The sequence below is a fragment of the Natrinema marinum genome (assembly GCF_024296685.1).
In the GTDB taxonomy this organism is placed as follows: Archaea; Halobacteriota; Halobacteria; order Halobacteriales; family Natrialbaceae; genus Natrinema; species Natrinema marinum.
In genome coordinates this window covers 2,043,396-2,059,430 of sequence record NZ_CP100763.1, presented here as the reverse complement: position 1 = coordinate 2,059,430, position 16,035 = coordinate 2,043,396, and the positions used below count along the sequence as shown (strand labels likewise).

Sequence of the window (16,035 nt, the reverse complement as noted above, 5' to 3'; positions counted from 1 at the left end):
AACAGCGACTCTTACCTACTCGCTTCGAACGAGACGTGCGCACCCGGTACTGCGTACCGATTTCAGCATCCTGTCCGAACAGCGAAGCCGTGCGCCCTCGATAACACGCCGGCGATCAATCGGCTTTTTTATCGACGGTGCCCAGTCTCCCCACGTGAGCGATTACGACACCGTCTCCGCCGACGTCGAGCACGAGGAGGAGATCCCGGAGGATCACCCCAGATATCAGGATCTACTCACCCGCCACCGAATCGAGCGGGGCGTCGAGAAGGGGATCACCCACCTCCAGGGGATGCACGCAGAGGGCCGGGGCAGCGCGTTCGACTACCTGCTGGGCGAGGAGACGATTCCCAGCGCCGACGACGCCGAACGGGCGGCCGCAGCCCACCTCCTGCTCGCCGACCGGCCGGTGCTCTCGATCAACGGCAACGTCGCGGCGCTGGTTCCCGGTGAGATGGTCGAACTGGCCGACGCGACGGGGGCCGACCTCGAGGTCAACCTGTTCAATCGAACGCCCGAGCGCATCGAAGCCATCGCGGATCACCTCCGCGAGCACGGCGCGGACGAGGTGAAGGGGATCGAGGCCGACGCGCACATTCCGAACCTGGACCACGAGCGCTCGAAGGTCGACGCCGACGGGATCTACGCGGCTGACGTGGTTCTCGTACCTCTCGAGGATGGCGACCGCGCCGAGGCGTTAGACGAGATGGGCAAGACCGAGGTCGTGATCGACCTCAACCCGCTATCGCGCTCGCCGCAGGTGGCCGACGTACCGATCGTGGACAACATCATCCGCGCGGTGCCGAACATGACCGAGCACGCGCGAGACCTGGCCGATGCCGAGGAAGACGAACTGCGCGCGATTATCGACGAGTTCGACCGAGAACGCGCGCTCGAGGACGCCGAAGAGCGAATTCGATCGGGCGACCTCTGATCGTGCGTTCTTCAAGCTCCGCCAGCGCTCACGTCTCCGCGATCGTCGGCGAGACCGAATCGCGCTTCCCTTCGTGCTCGACGACCTGCGGCGCTGCTTCGCCGTCGACGAACGGTAGCTTCGACGCGAACGCTCCCTTCGCCTCCTTGATACGGTAGTACGACAGCCACAGCGCCTCGCTCGCCCGTCGCGCGAGCGAGTTGTCGATTTCGTAGTCGATGCCCGGCCCGAACGCGAGTTCGTCGCCGTCGACGAGCCAGCGCCGCGCGAGCGCGACGCCTTTCTCGGCGTCGTAGCCGCGGGCGACGTAGTGGTGGTACGGATGACGCGTCCACGAACACTCCCAGTGGGCGTAGACGTCGATGCCCGCCTCGTTCTCGAGGTCGTGGAGGACGATGTGCAGTTGCTCGTCGGCGAACAGCGACGGCCGCCACACCCACGACCCCTCGGAGGTGTTGCCGTCCATCCGAACCTTGAGCGCGGCGACCGGGTTGCGCGAAAAGCCCAGCCGCTCGAGGACGTCCTCGAGTGTCCCCTCCGAGCAGTGGGCCGTGAGGGCGTACTCGTCGGCGGTCGTGTGACTGACCGCGTAGCCGCCGAACGTCCCCCGGAGGAGGAAGTGCACTTGCGGAAGAAAGCTGCGCCGCACGGCGTTGACGGCGTCCTCTTGGGAGGTCATCGGTCGGCGTGGTTACGACGACCGATCGGAAGAGTGTTCGGCCGGCACCCGTGGGCGATCGCTCGAGCTACCGTCTCTGCGATCGGAACACGCCTCCTGCGGCGCGGTCGCGGGAGCGAAACTCGGCGGGAAGGTCGGCGGGGCCAGCGGTGCCGTCGCTGCCGGCGTCGGCGCGGCGACCGGTTACCTCGCCAGCGCGGCCCGCGACCGCGCCCAATCGGTCCCGAACCCGTTCTTGGACCCTGGGTCGACGGCTCGAGTCGGGCGATATAAATTCCTGCTCCGGTTCCTGCCACACATGGACGCCTACGAGTTACTCACGCGAAACGCCGAGGAGGTCGTCACCGACGAGGAGGTCCGCGACCTCGCCGAGGATCCGGCGGGGAAACGCGCCTACGTCGGCTACGAGCCCTCCGGCGTGCTCCATCTGGGCCACCTGCTGACGGCGAACAAGCTCATCGATCTGCAGGACGCGGGCATGGAGGTCGTCGTCTTGTTGGCGGACGTCCACGCCTACCTCAACGGGAAGGGCTCCTTCGAGGAGATCCGCGACACCGCCGAGCAGATGAAGGCGCAGTTCCTCGCGTACGGCCTCGACGAGGACAACGCCGAGTTCGTCTACGGCTCGGAGTTCCAGCTCGACGAGGAGTACGTCCTCGACCTGCACGCCCTCGAGGTTGGGACCACGATGAACCGCGCCCAGCGCGCGATGGCCGAGATCCAGGGCGACGAGACGGCCAAGGTGAGCCACCTCGTCTACCCGCTGATGCAGACGCTGGATATCGAGTACCTCGACCTCGACCTCGCCGTCGGCGGCTTAGATCAGCGGAAGGTCCACATGCTCGCCCGCGAGAAGCTCCCGGACCTCGGCTACGAGGTCCGGCCCGCCATCCACACCCCGATCGTCGCGAACCTCTCCGACGGGGAGGGGAAGATGTCCTCGAGCGAGGGGATCACCATCTCGATGGAGGACTCGACCGAGGACCTCGAGGAGAAGGTCAACTCGGCCTTTTGCCCGCCGACGCGGGATCCCGAGGGCGACCTCGAGAACCCCGTCCTCGAACTGTTCGAGTACCACGTCTTCCCGCGGTTCGACGAGGTCGTCGTCGAACGTCCCGAGAAGTACGGCGGCGACCTGACCTACGAGGACTACGAGCGTCTCGCCACGGATCTCGAGTCCGGTGAGCTTCACCCCGCCGACGCGAAGGGGACGCTCGCGACCTACCTCGACGAACTGATCGCGCCGGGCCGCGAGAAGCTGCGCGAGCTCCGGGCCTGAACCGGCTCACGCGGCGGCCCGTTCGACTCCCTCTCTCGCCCAGCGGTCTGTTTCTGGAGCGTCGTCGCCGATCCGAACCTTGCACTCGGGCCCTCCGAACTTCGGCTGATCCCGCCGATTGAAGTACGAGCGGCCCCCTCTCGAGGCTATGAACGAGACACGACGGGCGATCCTCGCGGCGCTGTCGGACGGTCCGGTCTCGGGGCCGGCACTCGCCGACGACCTCGAGATCTCGCGGGCGGCGGTCTGGAAACACATCGAGGAACTGCGCGAAGCGGAGTTCGCGATCGAGAGCGGGCCGAACGGCTACGAACTGGTCGGTGTCGACGCCTACAACGCGCCGGCGATCGAGTTCGGACTCGAGGCCCCGTTTTCGGTCGAGTACCACGACACGCTGGGGAGCACGAACGACCGCGCGCGCGAGCTAGCGGCCGACGGCGCGGCCGACGTAGCCGTCATCGCGGACGAACAGACCGGCGGACGCGGCCGTCTCGAGCGCGAGTGGTCGGCGCCGTCGGGCGGCGTCTGGGTGAGTATCGTCACTCGGCCCGAAATCACGCCCGCACAGGCCCCGTTGTACACGCTCGCGTCGGCGGTCGCGACGGCGACGGTCGCCCGCGAGGCCGGCGTCGACGCCTGGATCAAGTGGCCAAACGACGTGGTCGTCCCGGTCGGCGACGACGGCGACTACCGAAAGCTCGTCGGCATCCTCACCGAGATGGAAGGCGAAATGGATCGCGTAGACTGGCTTATCCCCGGGATCGGGGTCAACGCCAATGTAGACGCCGACGGGCTTCCCGAGGGCGCGACCAGCATTCGGGACGAGGCCGGCGATGTCGACCGGCGGGCGTTCGTTCAGCGCTTGCTCGAGGAGTTCGATCGCTATCGGATCGACCTCGACGCCATCGTTCCCGCGTGGCGCGAACTGGCGCTGACGCTCGGCCAGCGCGTCCGAGTCGAGCTACCGTCGGGCGACGTCGTCGGCGAGGCGGTCGACATCACCGACTCGGGGGCGCTCGAGATCGAGACCGACGACGAACGCGTGACCGTCTCGGCGGGCGACTGCGAGCACCTGCGCCCGGTCTGAGCGGCGACCCACCTCGTCGCTCACTCGGCGGCGAGGTGTGGCCGTTCGGGGCTGTCGTCGACCGCGTCGGGATCGACCTGCACCGTGAGGACGGGAACTGCGGCGCGCCGGACCACGCATTCCGTGACGCTGCCGAGCAACAGTCGGTCGATCCCGCCACGGCCGTGGGTCCCCATCACGATCAGGTCGCACTCGCTTGGATCGGCCGCGGCGACGATGGCGTGACTCGGCGATCCCTCGCGTACTTCGGTCTCGACCGCGATGTCCGCCGGCGCGAGGTCCGCGACCCGTTCGACCGCGGCCCGCCCCTCTTCGTGGAGCGCGTCGCTGATTCCTTCGAGCGCGGTCTCCATGGGGAGGCCGCTGTAGCCGGTCACGTTGACCACGTAGAGCGCGCGGACGGTCGCGTCGTGGGTGTGCGCGAGTTCGAAGGCGTACTCGAGCGCGCGTTCGACCTCCGGGGAACCGTCGGTCGGGACGAGGATTCGGTCGTACATTGCGATACGTGATAGCATACAACAAGCACCTATATCAGCGTTTTCATGGCGAGAATTCCGCCCTGTAGCACCGTTGTCCCGCTGGTGGCGACCGACGGAGCGATCGGCAAGCCGGCACTCGCCCGCCCGACCAGCGACGGGCGCGCGGAGGGGAAACGCTGATACAGCCGCCCCGCCAACCGAATTCCATGAGCGACACGTCGTGGACCGATCGGATCGTCGGGGACCGCATGACCGTCGATCAGGAGTTCGCCGCGCGGATCCGGGAGTCGCAGTTTTCCAACCAGCAGTGGAGCCTGATCATGACCGCGACGGAGTTCGAGATCGAACACCCCGACGACCCCGATCGGGCCCAGATCGTCGCCAACACGGACAAACTCGAGGGAGTGATCCCCGAACTCGACAACGTACAGGCGGGGATGGGCGCCATGGCCGGCGGGCCCGGCGGGCCCGGCGGCTCCACCGACTCGAGTTCGTCGAGCGGCGGCGTCTTCGACTCGATCATGGGCGCGCTCGGAATCGGCGGCGACGGCGGGTCCGCGGAAAAGGAACAGCTCGAGGCCGCCGAACGGCTCACGCAGGAGTACGCGACGGAGATACAGTCACATCTCGAGACGAAGGGGCGATGGGAGTCCGTCCGACAGCACGTCGCCGACGACAGCTAACACGAGTGTTCGACGATTGCTGGCCCTCGCGCCGGCAACTGACCGGCGACGACAACGCAGGCGCGACGGAGCGCCCCGACGGCCGCGCGCGATCGGGCGGCAACGTGGCGTCGGGCCCAAGCCACAGCATCTATAGGTACGGTTCCCGACCGTAGGAGTATGTCAGACGAAGTCCAGACGACGACCTTCTCGATCAGTTCCGACGACGGCGCGACCGACGAGGTAACGATTCCGGCGGGACTCGTCGATCTCGTCGCCGAGGGCGACCAGACCGACGCCGAGACGGTCGGCGACGTGATGCTGCTCTCGTTTGCCAGCCGCGCCCACCACATCGTCCACCACGGCGACGACGCCGATCCGGAACTCGAGGCCCAGGAAGCAGCAGTGATGGACCTCTTCGAGGAGCGGTTCGGCGTCACGTTCGGCGAAGCGACCGGTCACCAGCACTGACGACCGCGCGACTCGACTCGCTCGCTTCCGACACCGGTTTTCCGCGGCCAACCTGCCGCGACGAGTCGGACGATAGGCTGTCGATACGAGACTTATCCGGCACCGGCGGTTTCGTTTCCGGTGTCTGCGGTACCACCCTCGCCAGCCGCGCCGCCGGTTCCGTCGCCCGTCTCGGTCTGCCCGTCGCCGGTCGCGTTCGGGCCAGCGTCACCGTTCGCGTCGGGCTGGGCTGGGTCCGTGGTCTGGTCGGTGCCACCGTCGGCTTCCGGCTCTTGTGGGCTGGGCGGTTCGGGCTGCTCGGGCGGCGCTGGCGTCTCGGGTTGATCCGGCGGTGTCGGTGCGTCGGGCTCTGCCGGGCCGGTCGGCTCGAGTTCGCCGGCGGGCGGCGTCGCCGCGGTCAGCGGCTCTTCGTAGCCGAAGTTCGAGAGGTCGACCCGCCAGACGAGGCGTTCGTCGGTACGTTCGGGCGTCCACTCGGCGGTGAACGTCTGCTGTCCGGGCTCGAGTTCGGTCGGCGGTTGGGCGGTCGTCGTTCCCTCGACGAACTCGCTGGTCGCGGCCAGCGCGGCGTCGTTCGGGTTCTCGTATTCGAAGGTCACGTCGATGCCGTCATCGGTCGAGGTCGTCTCCGCGACCGAGATCGCGGGTCGATCCGGCCGGACCGAATCGAGACACGTCTCGTCGGGGTTCGGGTAGTCGATGCCGCCGACGCGCGCCGCTTCGGGTGAGCTGATACCCGATATGTAGGTTCCGAAGGTCCCGTAGTCGGGCACCTCGACGATCACGCGGTCGCCGTCGGTCGTGACGTTGCGCTCGTCGCTGATCCGGAAGACGATCGTGCCGTCGAACGGCGCGCTGACATCCTCGCCGACGGTGATCATGTCGTCGACGATCGTATTTCCGAAGCCGCCGGTGGTATAGAAGCCCGTGCTCGCGGCGACCCGGTCGCCTTCCTCGAGCGAGGCGTTGACCTCCGCGTACGTGCAGTTGACGAACGCGACATCGAACTGTGCCAGATCGCCGTCGACTGCGTACTCGACCGTGTCCGTCTCGAGGACGGTGCCGTTTGCGGCGTCGACGACCGCGACCTCCAGAGTCGCGTTCGACTCGAGCGGCGGCTCGAGGGGGAACTCGAGCGGGCCGATCGTCTCGTTCGCGCCGAAGGCTTCGGTCGCCGTGCGCTGCGTGCCGTTCTCGTCGGTGACGGTGATCGCGTAGTCGACGGACGCGTTGGCCTGCGTGACGGTGATCGCCCCGCCGTCGCCAGTTTGATCGGCTACCGAGAGGTTCGCCGTCGGCCGGTCAGGAGCCGGTTCCTCGAGGCCGTACGTGATCGTCTCGTTCGCCAGCGCCGCGTCGTCCGCCGCGGCGCGGACGGAGACATCGACGGTCGTGTTCGTTTCGATCGGGGGCTCGAGTTCGAGGACCGCATCGGTGGCCGTCGTGTTCGCCTCGAACGCCTCGCTGTCGACGCGCTGGCCGTCGTACTCGGCCGCGATCACGTACGGGACGGACGCGCTCGCCGCGTCGACCGCGAGCGTCTCGCCGTCGCCGGTCTGGTTGTCGACCGAAAGCGATCCCTCGGGGCCTTCGTCCGCGACGGTGTACGCGATCGTCTCGTTCGCCAGCGTCGTCTCGGCGGCCGCGTCGACGACGGCCACCTCGAGCGTCGCGTTCTCGGCGACGGACGGCTCGAGGTCGATCGTCTCGTTTTCCACCGGCTCGGCGGCCGCGATCGGCTCGGTCGCCGCGAGCCGCGTGCCGTTCTCGTGGGTCACGGTGAGCGCGTAGTCAACGGTCGCGTTCGCCTCGTCGACCGTCAGGCTCGAGCCGGTACCGGTCTGGTCGGCCACCGCCAGCGTTCCGCTCGGCTCGTCCGGTGCTCCCGTGACCGTCACGAACGCGCCACCGAGAACCGGCGCGCCGGCACCGGTGACGTACGGCGGGTCCGCCTCGCCGTCGGAGTCGATGTAGTCGAACGCCTCGTTCGCGTTCGTGTCGTGATGGGCGACCGCCACGACCGCCCCGCTCTCCACGAGCGGTTGGTCGAGTTCGATCGTGACGTTCTCGCTGGTTCCGGCCTCGAGGTAGCTCGAGACGCCGATCACGCTCTCGGGCTCGGCGTCGACGGCGACGCCCTGATAGACGGCCACGAAGCCGCCTTCCGAAAGGGAAATCTCATCGACGGTGACCCGCTGGCCGCTCGAGGCCTGGTCGGCGATGTCGACCGAAGCGGTCCCCTCGAGCCGGTCGACCGTCTCGAGGCGCTGGACGACGGTGACCGCGACGCGCTGGCTGATGACCGTCACGTCGTCGGTCTCCTCCTGTATCGCGTAGGCAGTCGCATCGGCGGCCGTCTCCGCGGTCACCCGCTGGAGCTGCTGGACGCTGATCTGCTGGCTCTGGACGGCGTCGGCTGTCTCCGTGGTGGCGAGCCGGGCGGCCGTCTGGATCTGTTCGACGGTCGCCGACTGGGTCTGCGTCAGCGCGCCGCTCGCGCCGCCGCGCGCGAGGGACTGGACCTGCGTGATCTCGACGAGTTGCGTCTGGGTCACCGCCCCTTCCCCGGCACCGAACGCGGCGGCCTGTATCTGTTCGACGGTCACCGTCTGTCGCTGGATCGCGGACGTGATCGCACCCTCCGCGGCCCCGACTGCGGCGTACTGGATCTGCGTGATCGAGACGACCTGGCGCTGGACCAACACGCCGCTCGCGCTCCCGGTCGCCGCGGCGTGGATCTGCTCGACCGTCGCCGCCTGGCTCTGGGCGATCGCGCCCTTCGCCGCGCCGAAGGAAGCCTCCTGGACCTGCGTGATCGAGATCCGCTGATACTGCTCGATGCGGATCGTCTGGACCTGCTTCAGCGAGCCCCGGCTCGCCCCGCGGGCCGCGGCCTGGGTCTGCTGGACCGACACCCGCTGCTTCTGGACGAGCGCACCTTTCGCCGCGCCGGCGGCGGCCTTCTGGACCTGCTTGATCGTCACCCGCTGGCGCTGTTCGACTTCGACGCGTTGTTCCTGCGTCACGTCGATCCGCTGTTCCTGACTGACGTTCGTCGCCCCGTCGATCGCCCCCGCAGCGGCACCCGCCGCCGCGTGCTGGACGTGCTCGAGCGTCACTCGCTGGCGCTGTTCGACCGTGATCGACTGGTACTGCGTCAGCACGCCGTAGGCCGATCCCTGTGCAGCCTCCTGAATCATCGGCACTTTTCCGGTGTCTTTCGCGCCCGCTTCCGTCGCAGCACCCGCGGCCGCGCCCCTGGTCGCGACCTGAATCTGTTCGCCGGTCACGCGCTGGCTCTGTGCGAGTCCGCCGTGGGCCGCGCCCCAAGTCGCGGCCTGCAACTGGGTCGCGTTCGCCGACTGGGCCTGCGAGAGCCCGCCGCCGGTCGCCCCGGCGACCGCGTGCTGGATCTGCGTCGCGTTCACCGACTGTTTCTGGATCAGCGCGCCGTGGACGGCTCCCGCCGTCGCCGCCTGTACCTGTTCGGCCTCGACGGTCTGGTACTGGGTTACTGCCGCGCGAGCGCCCTCGAGCGCTGCCGCCCGCTGCTCCTGTGTCACGTTGATTCCCTGGGGCTGGACGAGTTCGACGCCCTCCGCGACGCCCGCTTCGACCGGCGAATCGTTGGATTCCTGAACCGCGTCCTGCTCGGCTTCACCGGCGTCGGCCGCCGACTCCCCATCGAACGTCACCAGTTCGAACTCGGATTCGGCGGGCGGCGAAGCGTTCTGGACGGCGGCGGCCTCGAGCGCAGCCATCGGACCGCCAGTCCCGGCACCGTCCCCGGTCGTTTCGCCACCAGCGGTGACCCGGTCGGCGCTGCCGCCGAGGATGGGGACTGCGACGACGCTGCCGACCAGCGCGACTGCGAGCAGGACGACGGCCGCGGTCGTTCGTCGCCGTCTCATCTGTCGATCCCTCCCGCGGCAGCGTCCGCGAATGTCGTTTCGCTCTCCCTCCGACTTGACCCCATTCTCGCCCCGCGTCGCCCCTGATCGCCAGCCGTCTGACTACCGGTTCCCATTTTCCCATCACGGGGCCGAACGTTCGCATAAGACCGCTGGTCGTTCCGGTTGGTGGGGTGAGACAATCAGCTGTTACCGCGGACGACTGGCATCTCTCATGACGGAAGCGATCGGCAGCCGCGCTGTGGCGACCGCACTCGAAATATCGGCAGCCGACCGAGACTTTCATCGAAACTGTGAGGAAGCGCTTTGTTTCGTGCTGCCGCGGTATCGAGGGAGACCCGGAACCCGTTCGACACTACCTGTAATATCGCTCACCACTCGTCTCGGAAACCGAAGTTTTGATCCCGGTTTACGAGAGAGCGGAGGTATGGCAACGGATCAAAATTCGGTCGAACTCGTCGACGACGACGTCGTCAAGCCCTTCGCGCGGGCGGCGGTCCTCGCGGCGCTGCTGGGCGCGTCCGCCTTCGTCGGATCGATTCCCATCCCGTTCTCGCCGGTTTCGGTAACGCTGCAGGTACTCGTCGTCTTCCTCGCCGGACTCTACCTCGGTCCGTACTGGGGGACGGTCTCCGTCCTGCTGTACCTGACCGCCGGCGCGGTCGGGCTCCCGGTCTTCGCCGACCGCGCAGCCGGTATCGGCGTCCTCGTGGGTAACAGCGCGGGCTATCTCTGGTCGTATCCGATCGCGACCCTGCTGATCGGCGCCGTCGTCGATCGGTGGAGCGAGTTCGGTGATCCCGCGGAGCTCTCGCGGCCGGTCCTCGTCGCGACGCTGCTCGCGGCGCTGGCGATCATCTATCTGCTCGGGGCCGCCTGGCTCGGCTACGTCCTCGAGTTGACCCCGATCAAAGCGGCCGAACTCGGCGTCATTCCGTTCGTTCCCGTCGATCTCATCAAGGTCGCTGCCGCGGTCGCTATCGTCGAGGGGGGACGCATCGCGACATGACCGCCGACCGTCGCGTGTCACAGCGATGATCGAGTTCCGGTCGGTCTCCTACGCCTTCGACGACGTGCCCGTCCTCCGAGACCTCTCGCTGTCGATCGACGACGGCGAGTTCGTCCTGCTGGCGGGTGCCAACGGCAGCGGGAAGACCACGCTGTTACGCCACTGCAATGGGCTCTTAGAGCCCGATTCGGGCGACGTGCTCGTCGACGGGACGCCGGTCGCCGAGGATCTGATCGCCGCCCGCTCGAGCGTGGGGATGGTCTTCCAGCACCCGCGCGATCAGTTCGTCGCCGCGACCGTCGGCGCGGACGTGGCCTTCGGCCCCGAGAATCTCGGGCTGGCGCGGGAGGAGATCGACCGTCGCGTCGCGGCCGCGCTCGAGGCGGTGAACCTGGCCGGCCGGGGCGACGAGCGGATCGACACCCTCTCGGGGGGCGAACAGTCCCGCGTCGCCATCGCCGGCGCGCTCGCGATGGAGCCGACCCACCTCGTGCTCGACGAGCCCTTCACTGGACTGGACGAGCCCGCACGTCGGTCCGTCCTCGAGCGCCTGGAAGCGCTGTCGGCCGACGGAACGGGTGTCCTGCTCGCCACCCACGACCTCCGTGACGTTTGCGGGCTCGCGGACCGCGTGATCGCCATGCGGGACGGCCGCGTCGCCGTCGACGGCCCGCCCGCGGACGCGCTGGGAGAACTCGAGGGGCTCGAGGTACGAATCCCGGACGCCGCACGATGCTGACCTACGAGCCCGGCGAGAGCCTCGCCCACCGGCTCGACCCGCGATCCAAGCTGGCGGTCCAGATGGGATTCGCCGCCACCGCGCTGGCCCATCCGACACCGCGCGCGCTTCTCGCCTTCTCGGGGTTGACGGCGGTCGCGCTGGCTGCGGCGCGACTGTCGCTTCGCCGGACTCTCGTCGCCTACCGGTTCGCACTGCTCCTTCTCGTTCTCGCGCCGCTGCTCGCCGGGGTCACCCTCGGTGCGCCCTGGTTCGACCGCTCGGCCGCCGTCGCCTCGGGACTGGCGAGCTATCGGGTGCTGCTCATCCTCCTCGTCAGCGCCGCCTACGTCCGATCGACGCCGGTTCGGGACTCTCGAGCGGCGATTCAGCGGACGATCCCCGGCAAGCCGGGCCAACTCCTCGGCGTCGGCGTCGGGCTCGTCTTCCGGTTTCTCCCCGTGCTCTACGGCGACCTTCGGACGATCCGCGAGGCGATGGCCGCCCGGCTGGGAACCGAGCGCGGCGCCGTCGACCGCGCCGGCACGATCGCGGTGCTCGGCGTGATGCGCGCGTTCGAGCGGGCCGATCGGCTCTCGCTCGCGCTACGAGCCCGGTGTTTCGCGTGGAACCCCACGCTCCCGCCGCTTTCGTTCTCGTGGCTCGACTATCCCGTGCTCGTCCTCGCCGTCGCCCTCGCGCTTTCGACGTTCTACTAATCCGTTTCGAACTCGACCGTCTCGATCTCCGCGATCTGATCTTCGATCGATTCTTCGACAGGTTCGACGCGTTCGATGTCCCCGATCTCCGTGACGATCTCGGCGGCGGCCGGAATCGCCCGGAAATCGACTATCTGTGCGCCGAATCGCTCCTCCTCCGCTCGATCGTGACGGCGGCTCTCTATCGCCTCGAGCCGGGCGATGCCGTCGCCGTCGACCGCGAAGCGAAACCGCGGCGCACCGTAGGTGACCCGCTTTTTCCCGACGTTGGTCTCGTGGCTCGTCTCGTAAGAGAGTCGGAGGTCGACGTGCTCGAGTCGGCCCGCGTGGTCATAGGCCGCCGATACGTCGTCGACGGTCACCGTTAGCTCTCTCGAAGTCATGCCACCCGAATGATCAGGGGCGGGTAAAAGAGTTAGGGCGCCCGGGCGTTTCGTCCGGCGTCCGGCGAGTCGCAGCGCCGTTCCAAACGTGTTTGGGGCCACTGCTATGCCCACCGCGTACCTTCCTTGGGGCACGGCAGGAAGCCACGAATCTCCTGGGCCATACACGCGAAGGTCCTGCCGTCGTACCCCTACTCCCTCGTCGGTTCAATCACCTTCAGCGCCGCAGCCCCGGCGTCGCTCAGTTCGCCGTCCGCGGCCGTTCTCCGCCGGAGTCCGACGGTGCGGTTTCCCTCGACCCGCACCGAGCAACTCGTTCGACGGCCGTTTCGACGGATTTGCTATCGTCGTATTTGGTTTATCCCTGTTTCGTCCCGCTCACGAGGGGCTATCGGCGAGGGCTCGACTACTGTGCAAACCGGGAAAACAGCGATCGAACTCAGTGCGCGGGTTCGCTCACCGAAACGGCCGCCCCTCTCTGGCGTACGCGGCCGCGGACCGAAAGAGGTTCGTCGCCATCAGACTCTCTTCGGCGGCCGCGCGTTCGTCGTACAGTTCGGCCGCAGCTTCCCGGACGGATTCGTCCGCCGGAGCGGCCTCCATTGCGTAGTCGACGAAATGCGTTGCCCGGCGGTACTCCCCGTCGGAAACCAGTTCCTCGGCGCGCTCGAGCAACGCGTCCGGACCGCCGGCCAGCGCCGCGATCTCTTCGGCCTGATCGTCGCGGGTGGCGGGCTTCAGGTCGCTCGGTCGCCCGTTCCACCAGCCGCCGTAGCGCCGGATCAGGTTCCGGACGATGAACTCGCTCTCGTCGTAGATCTCCTCGAGCCAGGACGATTCCGCGTCGGGCGCGTCGACAGCGTGCACGATGTCGGTATGTGGCGGGGAGCCGTCGTTCAGTGCCTCGATGGTCTGGTCTACGATCGACTCCAGATAGGCTGCCGTCTCCTCGAGGCGCGTCCGAATCGCCGCCGGATCGTCGACGACGGCGCTGCCGTGTCCGGGGCAGAGGTGGGCCGGCTCGAGGGCGGCGATTTCGCGCAGCGTCTCGGCCCACTCCTCCGGATACCGCTGGACCTTCTGGGGGTTACCGGCGTTCGGCGACATCGAGATGAAGAAGTCGCCGGTACAGACGACGTCTCGGTCCGGACAGTACACCCAGCTGTGGTCGTCGGTCTCCCCGCGGCCGTGGCGAATCTCGAAGGTCGTCTCGCCGACTTCGATCTCGAGTTCGTCCTCGTAGAGGGTGTCTGGCGTGAGATCCGGTGCCCGGAAGTTCGTGTCCTCTTCGTACCACTCGTCGGCCGCCGACACGGCACCGCCGAACTGGCGGGCATTGATCGCCTCGTTGTGGCCGATCGTTCGCTCGTATCGCGCCCAACGGTCGGGCATCGCCTCGTGGGCGATGATTCGCGGTCGCTCCTGGTCGTCGGTGAGGAAGTGTTCTAGACCGTGAACGTGATCGGCGTGTCCGTGCGTGAAAACCGCCGTGTGGACCGGCCGATCGGTGAACTCTCGGAGCGAGTCGTTCAGTTTCGGACCGAGCTCGCCGAGTCCGGAATCGACCAACACGAGGCCCTCATCGGTCTCGAACGCGGTCACGGCGCTGAACTGCGAGATGTAGTACGTGCGCTCGGTCACGTCCGTCGGCTCGTCAGTCCAGCCGATATCGCGGTAATCCGTGGCATCGTCGGACATGCCCAAGCACTACCATCGTATCGACAAGTAGCTTCGGCAGGCACCGTCTAGTTAGCGCGGTTTGAGAAGCGACCAGGTCGTAGAGCTAGTTTGACATGCAGTTCGCAGACCTGCTCAGCGAGTGCTACGCGGCGGAGGACCCGGCCGAGATGGGAAGAGTTTCCAGCAGCTGTCTACCGGAACAGCACATACTATGTTTTACGAGGAGACAATAAATTAATAAACTGAGGATAATACAATAACATCGAATTGACGAGAAACCCAGCTCATGGCGTGATCCCGGTATATTTCCACTATTGTCGGCGTCATCGCCACAGGCGCATTGCTCTTCTATAGCGTATTGGTCGACTCAGCACCCTCGGTAGAGACGATCACCATCGTTCTTCTTTGGGTGCTTGGTCCCGTGGCGCTAGCGTATGAAGCCTCACGTCGCTGGTTATAGGGTGTGCACGTCTGTGTTCGGTGCGGGAGTCACCGGAGGCACTGCCTGTATCTGTTGTGTGCTGTCCGGAATCGGATTCGTTAGTATCGAACGTAACGTTTGTAGATAACGGAGTATGTGGCCATAGCCTCACCCGAGTCCGTCTATTCCGATTTCACAGTTAGTATTACTTTTCACCACCCGGACCAGTGATAGCAGGTGGGACGACGGCCACGACGAATTGGGCTCCGATTCTACCTCCCAGAGCGCATTCGCTGTTCGCGAATTTGCTCGCAGCAGAAAGAGCCGGTGGAGGGATTTGAACCCTCGACCTAATCCTTACGAAGGATTCGCTCTGCCAGTCTGAGCTACACCGGCACACTCGCGTCGTTCACGTCCCGCGCATTCATTCGTAGGACCGATACCAGCCATAAGGATTGCGAATCGGTGTGGTCGTGTGATGGCGTCCCGACCGAGCGGCTAGCGCTCGAGGCGCACGTCCAGACAGACGTTCAGCTCGTGGGGGGCGTAGGAACGGACGGTGTGGCGCGTCTCGACGGTGACCTCGTATTCGGGCTCGGCGGCCGCGCGGATCGCGCGCTCGCCCGGACCGAAGGGGTCGTCTTCGTGCTGGATGTCGTAGTAGTGGATGACGCAGTCGTCGCCGGCGATGGCGACGGCCGACTCGAGAAACTCGTCGGCGCTGTGAGGGAGGTTCATCACGATGCGGTCGGCCCAGTCCTCGTAATCGGATGCCACGTCGCGAACGTCGCCGTTGATAGCGGTGACGCGCTCTGAAACGCCGTTTCGGCGGGCGTTCTCGCGGAGATAGTCGATCGCGTCGGCGTTGATATCGACGCCGACGCACTCGGCGCCCCGTTTTGCGAACGGGACGACGAAGGGGCCGACGCCGGCGAACATATCGAACGTGCGCTCGCCCGACGCGATTTGCTCGACGACGCGATGACGCTCGGTCGCGAGCCGCGGCGAGAAGTAAACGTTCGCGAGATCGAGGAGGAACTCACAGCCGTACTCGCGGTGGACGACCTCCGTGTCCTCGCCCGCGAGCAACTCCCAGTCGCGTACGCGAGTCTCGCCTTTGACCTTCGAGGCCTTGTTCAGCACCGTTTCGACGGGGAGATCCGACTCGAGAATCGCGTCTGCGATCTCGCGTGCGCGCTCGCCGTCGTCCTCGTCGATGAGCGCGGCCCTGCCGAGTCGTTCGTAGGAGGGCTCGAACGCGAGGAGGTCTGCGGGCGTCGTCTGCGTCTCGCGTTCGTCGACCGTGCGGGTGACGATCGCGGCGTCCTCGAGCAGCTCCCGCGCTGCGTCGGGGTCTGACACGGGAACGTAGAGCCACCCGTCTTCGACGGCGATCTCGTAGGCGTCGTCGATCAGGTCCGCCTCGGCGAGCGTCGTTCGCGTCGCTTCCCCGTCCTCGCGCGCGACGCGGACGCACGGCACTTCCATACGCGAACTGGCCGACGAGTCGCCGTAACGCTGACGTTTTCGTCGCCGCGCTCGAGGAGGAAAACCCATGAATAAACCAGTAGTCGATATATCGAATCGTCCAGTGCGGGGACAA

14 protein-coding genes and 1 tRNA gene are annotated in these 16,035 nt (G+C 66.9%); 8 read left to right on the top strand and 7 right to left on the bottom strand.

The features are described 5' to 3' along the window. Positions 1-154 precede the first annotated feature (154 nt). A complete protein-coding gene (locus tag NKH51_RS10190) occupies positions 155-934 on the top strand; it encodes a 4-phosphopantoate--beta-alanine ligase (RefSeq protein ID WP_254761578.1) in 780 nt (259 codons plus the stop codon). A 28-nt stretch (positions 935-962) separates the two neighbouring features. Here the strand turns inward: NKH51_RS10190 and NKH51_RS10185 are convergent, their stop codons facing one another. After that, a complete protein-coding gene (locus tag NKH51_RS10185) occupies positions 963-1,613 on the bottom strand; it encodes a hypothetical protein (protein ID WP_254761577.1) in 651 nt (216 codons plus the stop codon). A gap of 298 nt (positions 1,614-1,911) precedes the next feature. On the opposite strand from NKH51_RS10185, the gene NKH51_RS10180 reads away from it, so the two are divergent. Both NKH51_RS10180 and NKH51_RS10175 read left to right on the top strand, forming a co-directional pair. Next, complete coding sequence (locus tag NKH51_RS10180) at positions 1,912-2,892, top strand: tyrosine--tRNA ligase (RefSeq protein WP_254765139.1); 981 nt, start codon at positions 1,912-1,914, stop codon at positions 2,890-2,892. Positions 2,893-3,040: 148 nt separating this feature from the next. Next, the gene (locus NKH51_RS10175; protein ID WP_254761576.1) at positions 3,041-3,979 is read left to right on the top strand and encodes a biotin--[acetyl-CoA-carboxylase] ligase; all 939 of its coding nucleotides are present in this window, start codon (positions 3,041-3,043) and stop codon (positions 3,977-3,979) included. A gap of 20 nt (positions 3,980-3,999) precedes the next feature. On the opposite strand, the gene NKH51_RS10170 is transcribed toward NKH51_RS10175, so the two are convergent. Continuing rightward, complete coding sequence (locus NKH51_RS10170; RefSeq protein ID WP_254765138.1) at positions 4,000-4,476, bottom strand: universal stress protein; 477 nt, start codon at positions 4,474-4,476, stop codon at positions 4,000-4,002. Positions 4,477-4,664: 188 nt separating this feature from the next. Between NKH51_RS10170 and NKH51_RS10165 the strand changes: the two genes are divergently transcribed. Then, positions 4,665-5,141: a DUF5799 family protein gene (locus NKH51_RS10165; RefSeq protein ID WP_254761575.1), complete on the top strand. Its 477-nt coding sequence runs from the start codon at positions 4,665-4,667 to the stop codon at positions 5,139-5,141. Between the two features lie 159 nt (positions 5,142-5,300). Further along, positions 5,301-5,591, top strand: coding sequence for a DUF7545 family protein (locus tag NKH51_RS10160; RefSeq protein WP_254761574.1), 291 nt, complete (start codon positions 5,301-5,303; stop codon positions 5,589-5,591). A 92-nt stretch (positions 5,592-5,683) separates the two neighbouring features. Here the strand turns inward: NKH51_RS10160 and NKH51_RS10155 are convergent, their stop codons facing one another. Beyond that, on the bottom strand, positions 5,684-9,502 hold the full coding sequence (locus tag NKH51_RS10155; protein WP_254761573.1) for a DUF7282 domain-containing protein: 3,819 nt from the start codon (positions 9,500-9,502) through the stop codon (positions 5,684-5,686). A 427-nt stretch (positions 9,503-9,929) separates the two neighbouring features. Between NKH51_RS10155 and NKH51_RS10150 the strand changes: the two genes are divergently transcribed. The 3 genes from NKH51_RS10150 to NKH51_RS10140 are packed head-to-tail and all read left to right on the top strand — an operon-like array spanning position 9,930 to position 11,948. After that, entirely contained in the window at positions 9,930-10,511 is a 582-nt protein-coding gene (locus tag NKH51_RS10150; RefSeq protein ID WP_254761572.1) for a biotin transporter BioY, read from the top strand. 25 nt (positions 10,512-10,536) lie between these two features. Further along, complete coding sequence (locus tag NKH51_RS10145; protein WP_254761571.1) at positions 10,537-11,250, top strand: energy-coupling factor ABC transporter ATP-binding protein; 714 nt, start codon at positions 10,537-10,539, stop codon at positions 11,248-11,250. After that, complete coding sequence (locus tag NKH51_RS10140) at positions 11,244-11,948, top strand: energy-coupling factor transporter transmembrane component T family protein (protein ID WP_254761570.1); 705 nt, start codon at positions 11,244-11,246, stop codon at positions 11,946-11,948. The genes NKH51_RS10145 and NKH51_RS10140 overlap by 7 nt, the downstream gene beginning before the upstream one ends. On the opposite strand, the gene NKH51_RS10135 is transcribed toward NKH51_RS10140, so the two are convergent. From NKH51_RS10135 to NKH51_RS10120, 4 genes are all read right to left on the bottom strand, one after another. Next, positions 11,945-12,331, bottom strand: coding sequence for a hypothetical protein (locus NKH51_RS10135; protein ID WP_254761569.1), 387 nt, complete (start codon positions 12,329-12,331; stop codon positions 11,945-11,947). The two genes, NKH51_RS10140 and NKH51_RS10135, sit on opposite strands and share 4 nt — an antisense overlap. A gap of 456 nt (positions 12,332-12,787) precedes the next feature. Continuing rightward, on the bottom strand, positions 12,788-14,029 hold the full coding sequence (locus NKH51_RS10130) for an alkyl sulfatase dimerization domain-containing protein (RefSeq protein WP_254761568.1): 1,242 nt from the start codon (positions 14,027-14,029) through the stop codon (positions 12,788-12,790). A 725-nt stretch (positions 14,030-14,754) separates the two neighbouring features. Continuing rightward, positions 14,755-14,828 (bottom strand) — tRNA-Thr (locus NKH51_RS10125). Positions 14,829-14,930: 102 nt separating this feature from the next. Then, complete coding sequence (locus NKH51_RS10120; RefSeq protein WP_254761567.1) at positions 14,931-15,920, bottom strand: class I SAM-dependent methyltransferase; 990 nt, start codon at positions 15,918-15,920, stop codon at positions 14,931-14,933. Positions 15,921-16,035 lie beyond the last annotated feature (115 nt).

Coding starts and splice junctions, on each gene's coding strand:
- NKH51_RS10185 (WP_254761577.1), bottom strand. CDS start 1,613: ATGACCTCCCAAGAGGACGCCGTCAACGCCGTGCGGCGCAGCTTTCTT.
- NKH51_RS10180 (WP_254765139.1), top strand. CDS start 1,912: ATGGACGCCTACGAGTTACTCACGCGAAACGCCGAGGAGGTCGTCACC.
- NKH51_RS10175 (WP_254761576.1), top strand. CDS start 3,041: ATGAACGAGACACGACGGGCGATCCTCGCGGCGCTGTCGGACGGTCCG.
- NKH51_RS10170 (WP_254765138.1), bottom strand. CDS start 4,476: ATGTACGACCGAATCCTCGTCCCGACCGACGGTTCCCCGGAGGTCGAA.
- NKH51_RS10165 (WP_254761575.1), top strand. CDS start 4,665: ATGAGCGACACGTCGTGGACCGATCGGATCGTCGGGGACCGCATGACC.
- NKH51_RS10160 (WP_254761574.1), top strand. CDS start 5,301: ATGTCAGACGAAGTCCAGACGACGACCTTCTCGATCAGTTCCGACGAC.
- NKH51_RS10155 (WP_254761573.1), bottom strand. CDS start 9,502: ATGAGACGGCGACGAACGACCGCGGCCGTCGTCCTGCTCGCAGTCGCG.
- NKH51_RS10150 (WP_254761572.1), top strand. CDS start 9,930: ATGGCAACGGATCAAAATTCGGTCGAACTCGTCGACGACGACGTCGTC.
- NKH51_RS10145 (WP_254761571.1), top strand. CDS start 10,537: ATGATCGAGTTCCGGTCGGTCTCCTACGCCTTCGACGACGTGCCCGTC.
- NKH51_RS10140 (WP_254761570.1), top strand. CDS start 11,244: ATGCTGACCTACGAGCCCGGCGAGAGCCTCGCCCACCGGCTCGACCCG.
- NKH51_RS10135 (WP_254761569.1), bottom strand. CDS start 12,331: ATGACTTCGAGAGAGCTAACGGTGACCGTCGACGACGTATCGGCGGCC.
- NKH51_RS10130 (WP_254761568.1), bottom strand. CDS start 14,029: ATGTCCGACGATGCCACGGATTACCGCGATATCGGCTGGACTGACGAG.
- NKH51_RS10120 (WP_254761567.1), bottom strand. CDS start 15,920: ATGGAAGTGCCGTGCGTCCGCGTCGCGCGCGAGGACGGGGAAGCGACG.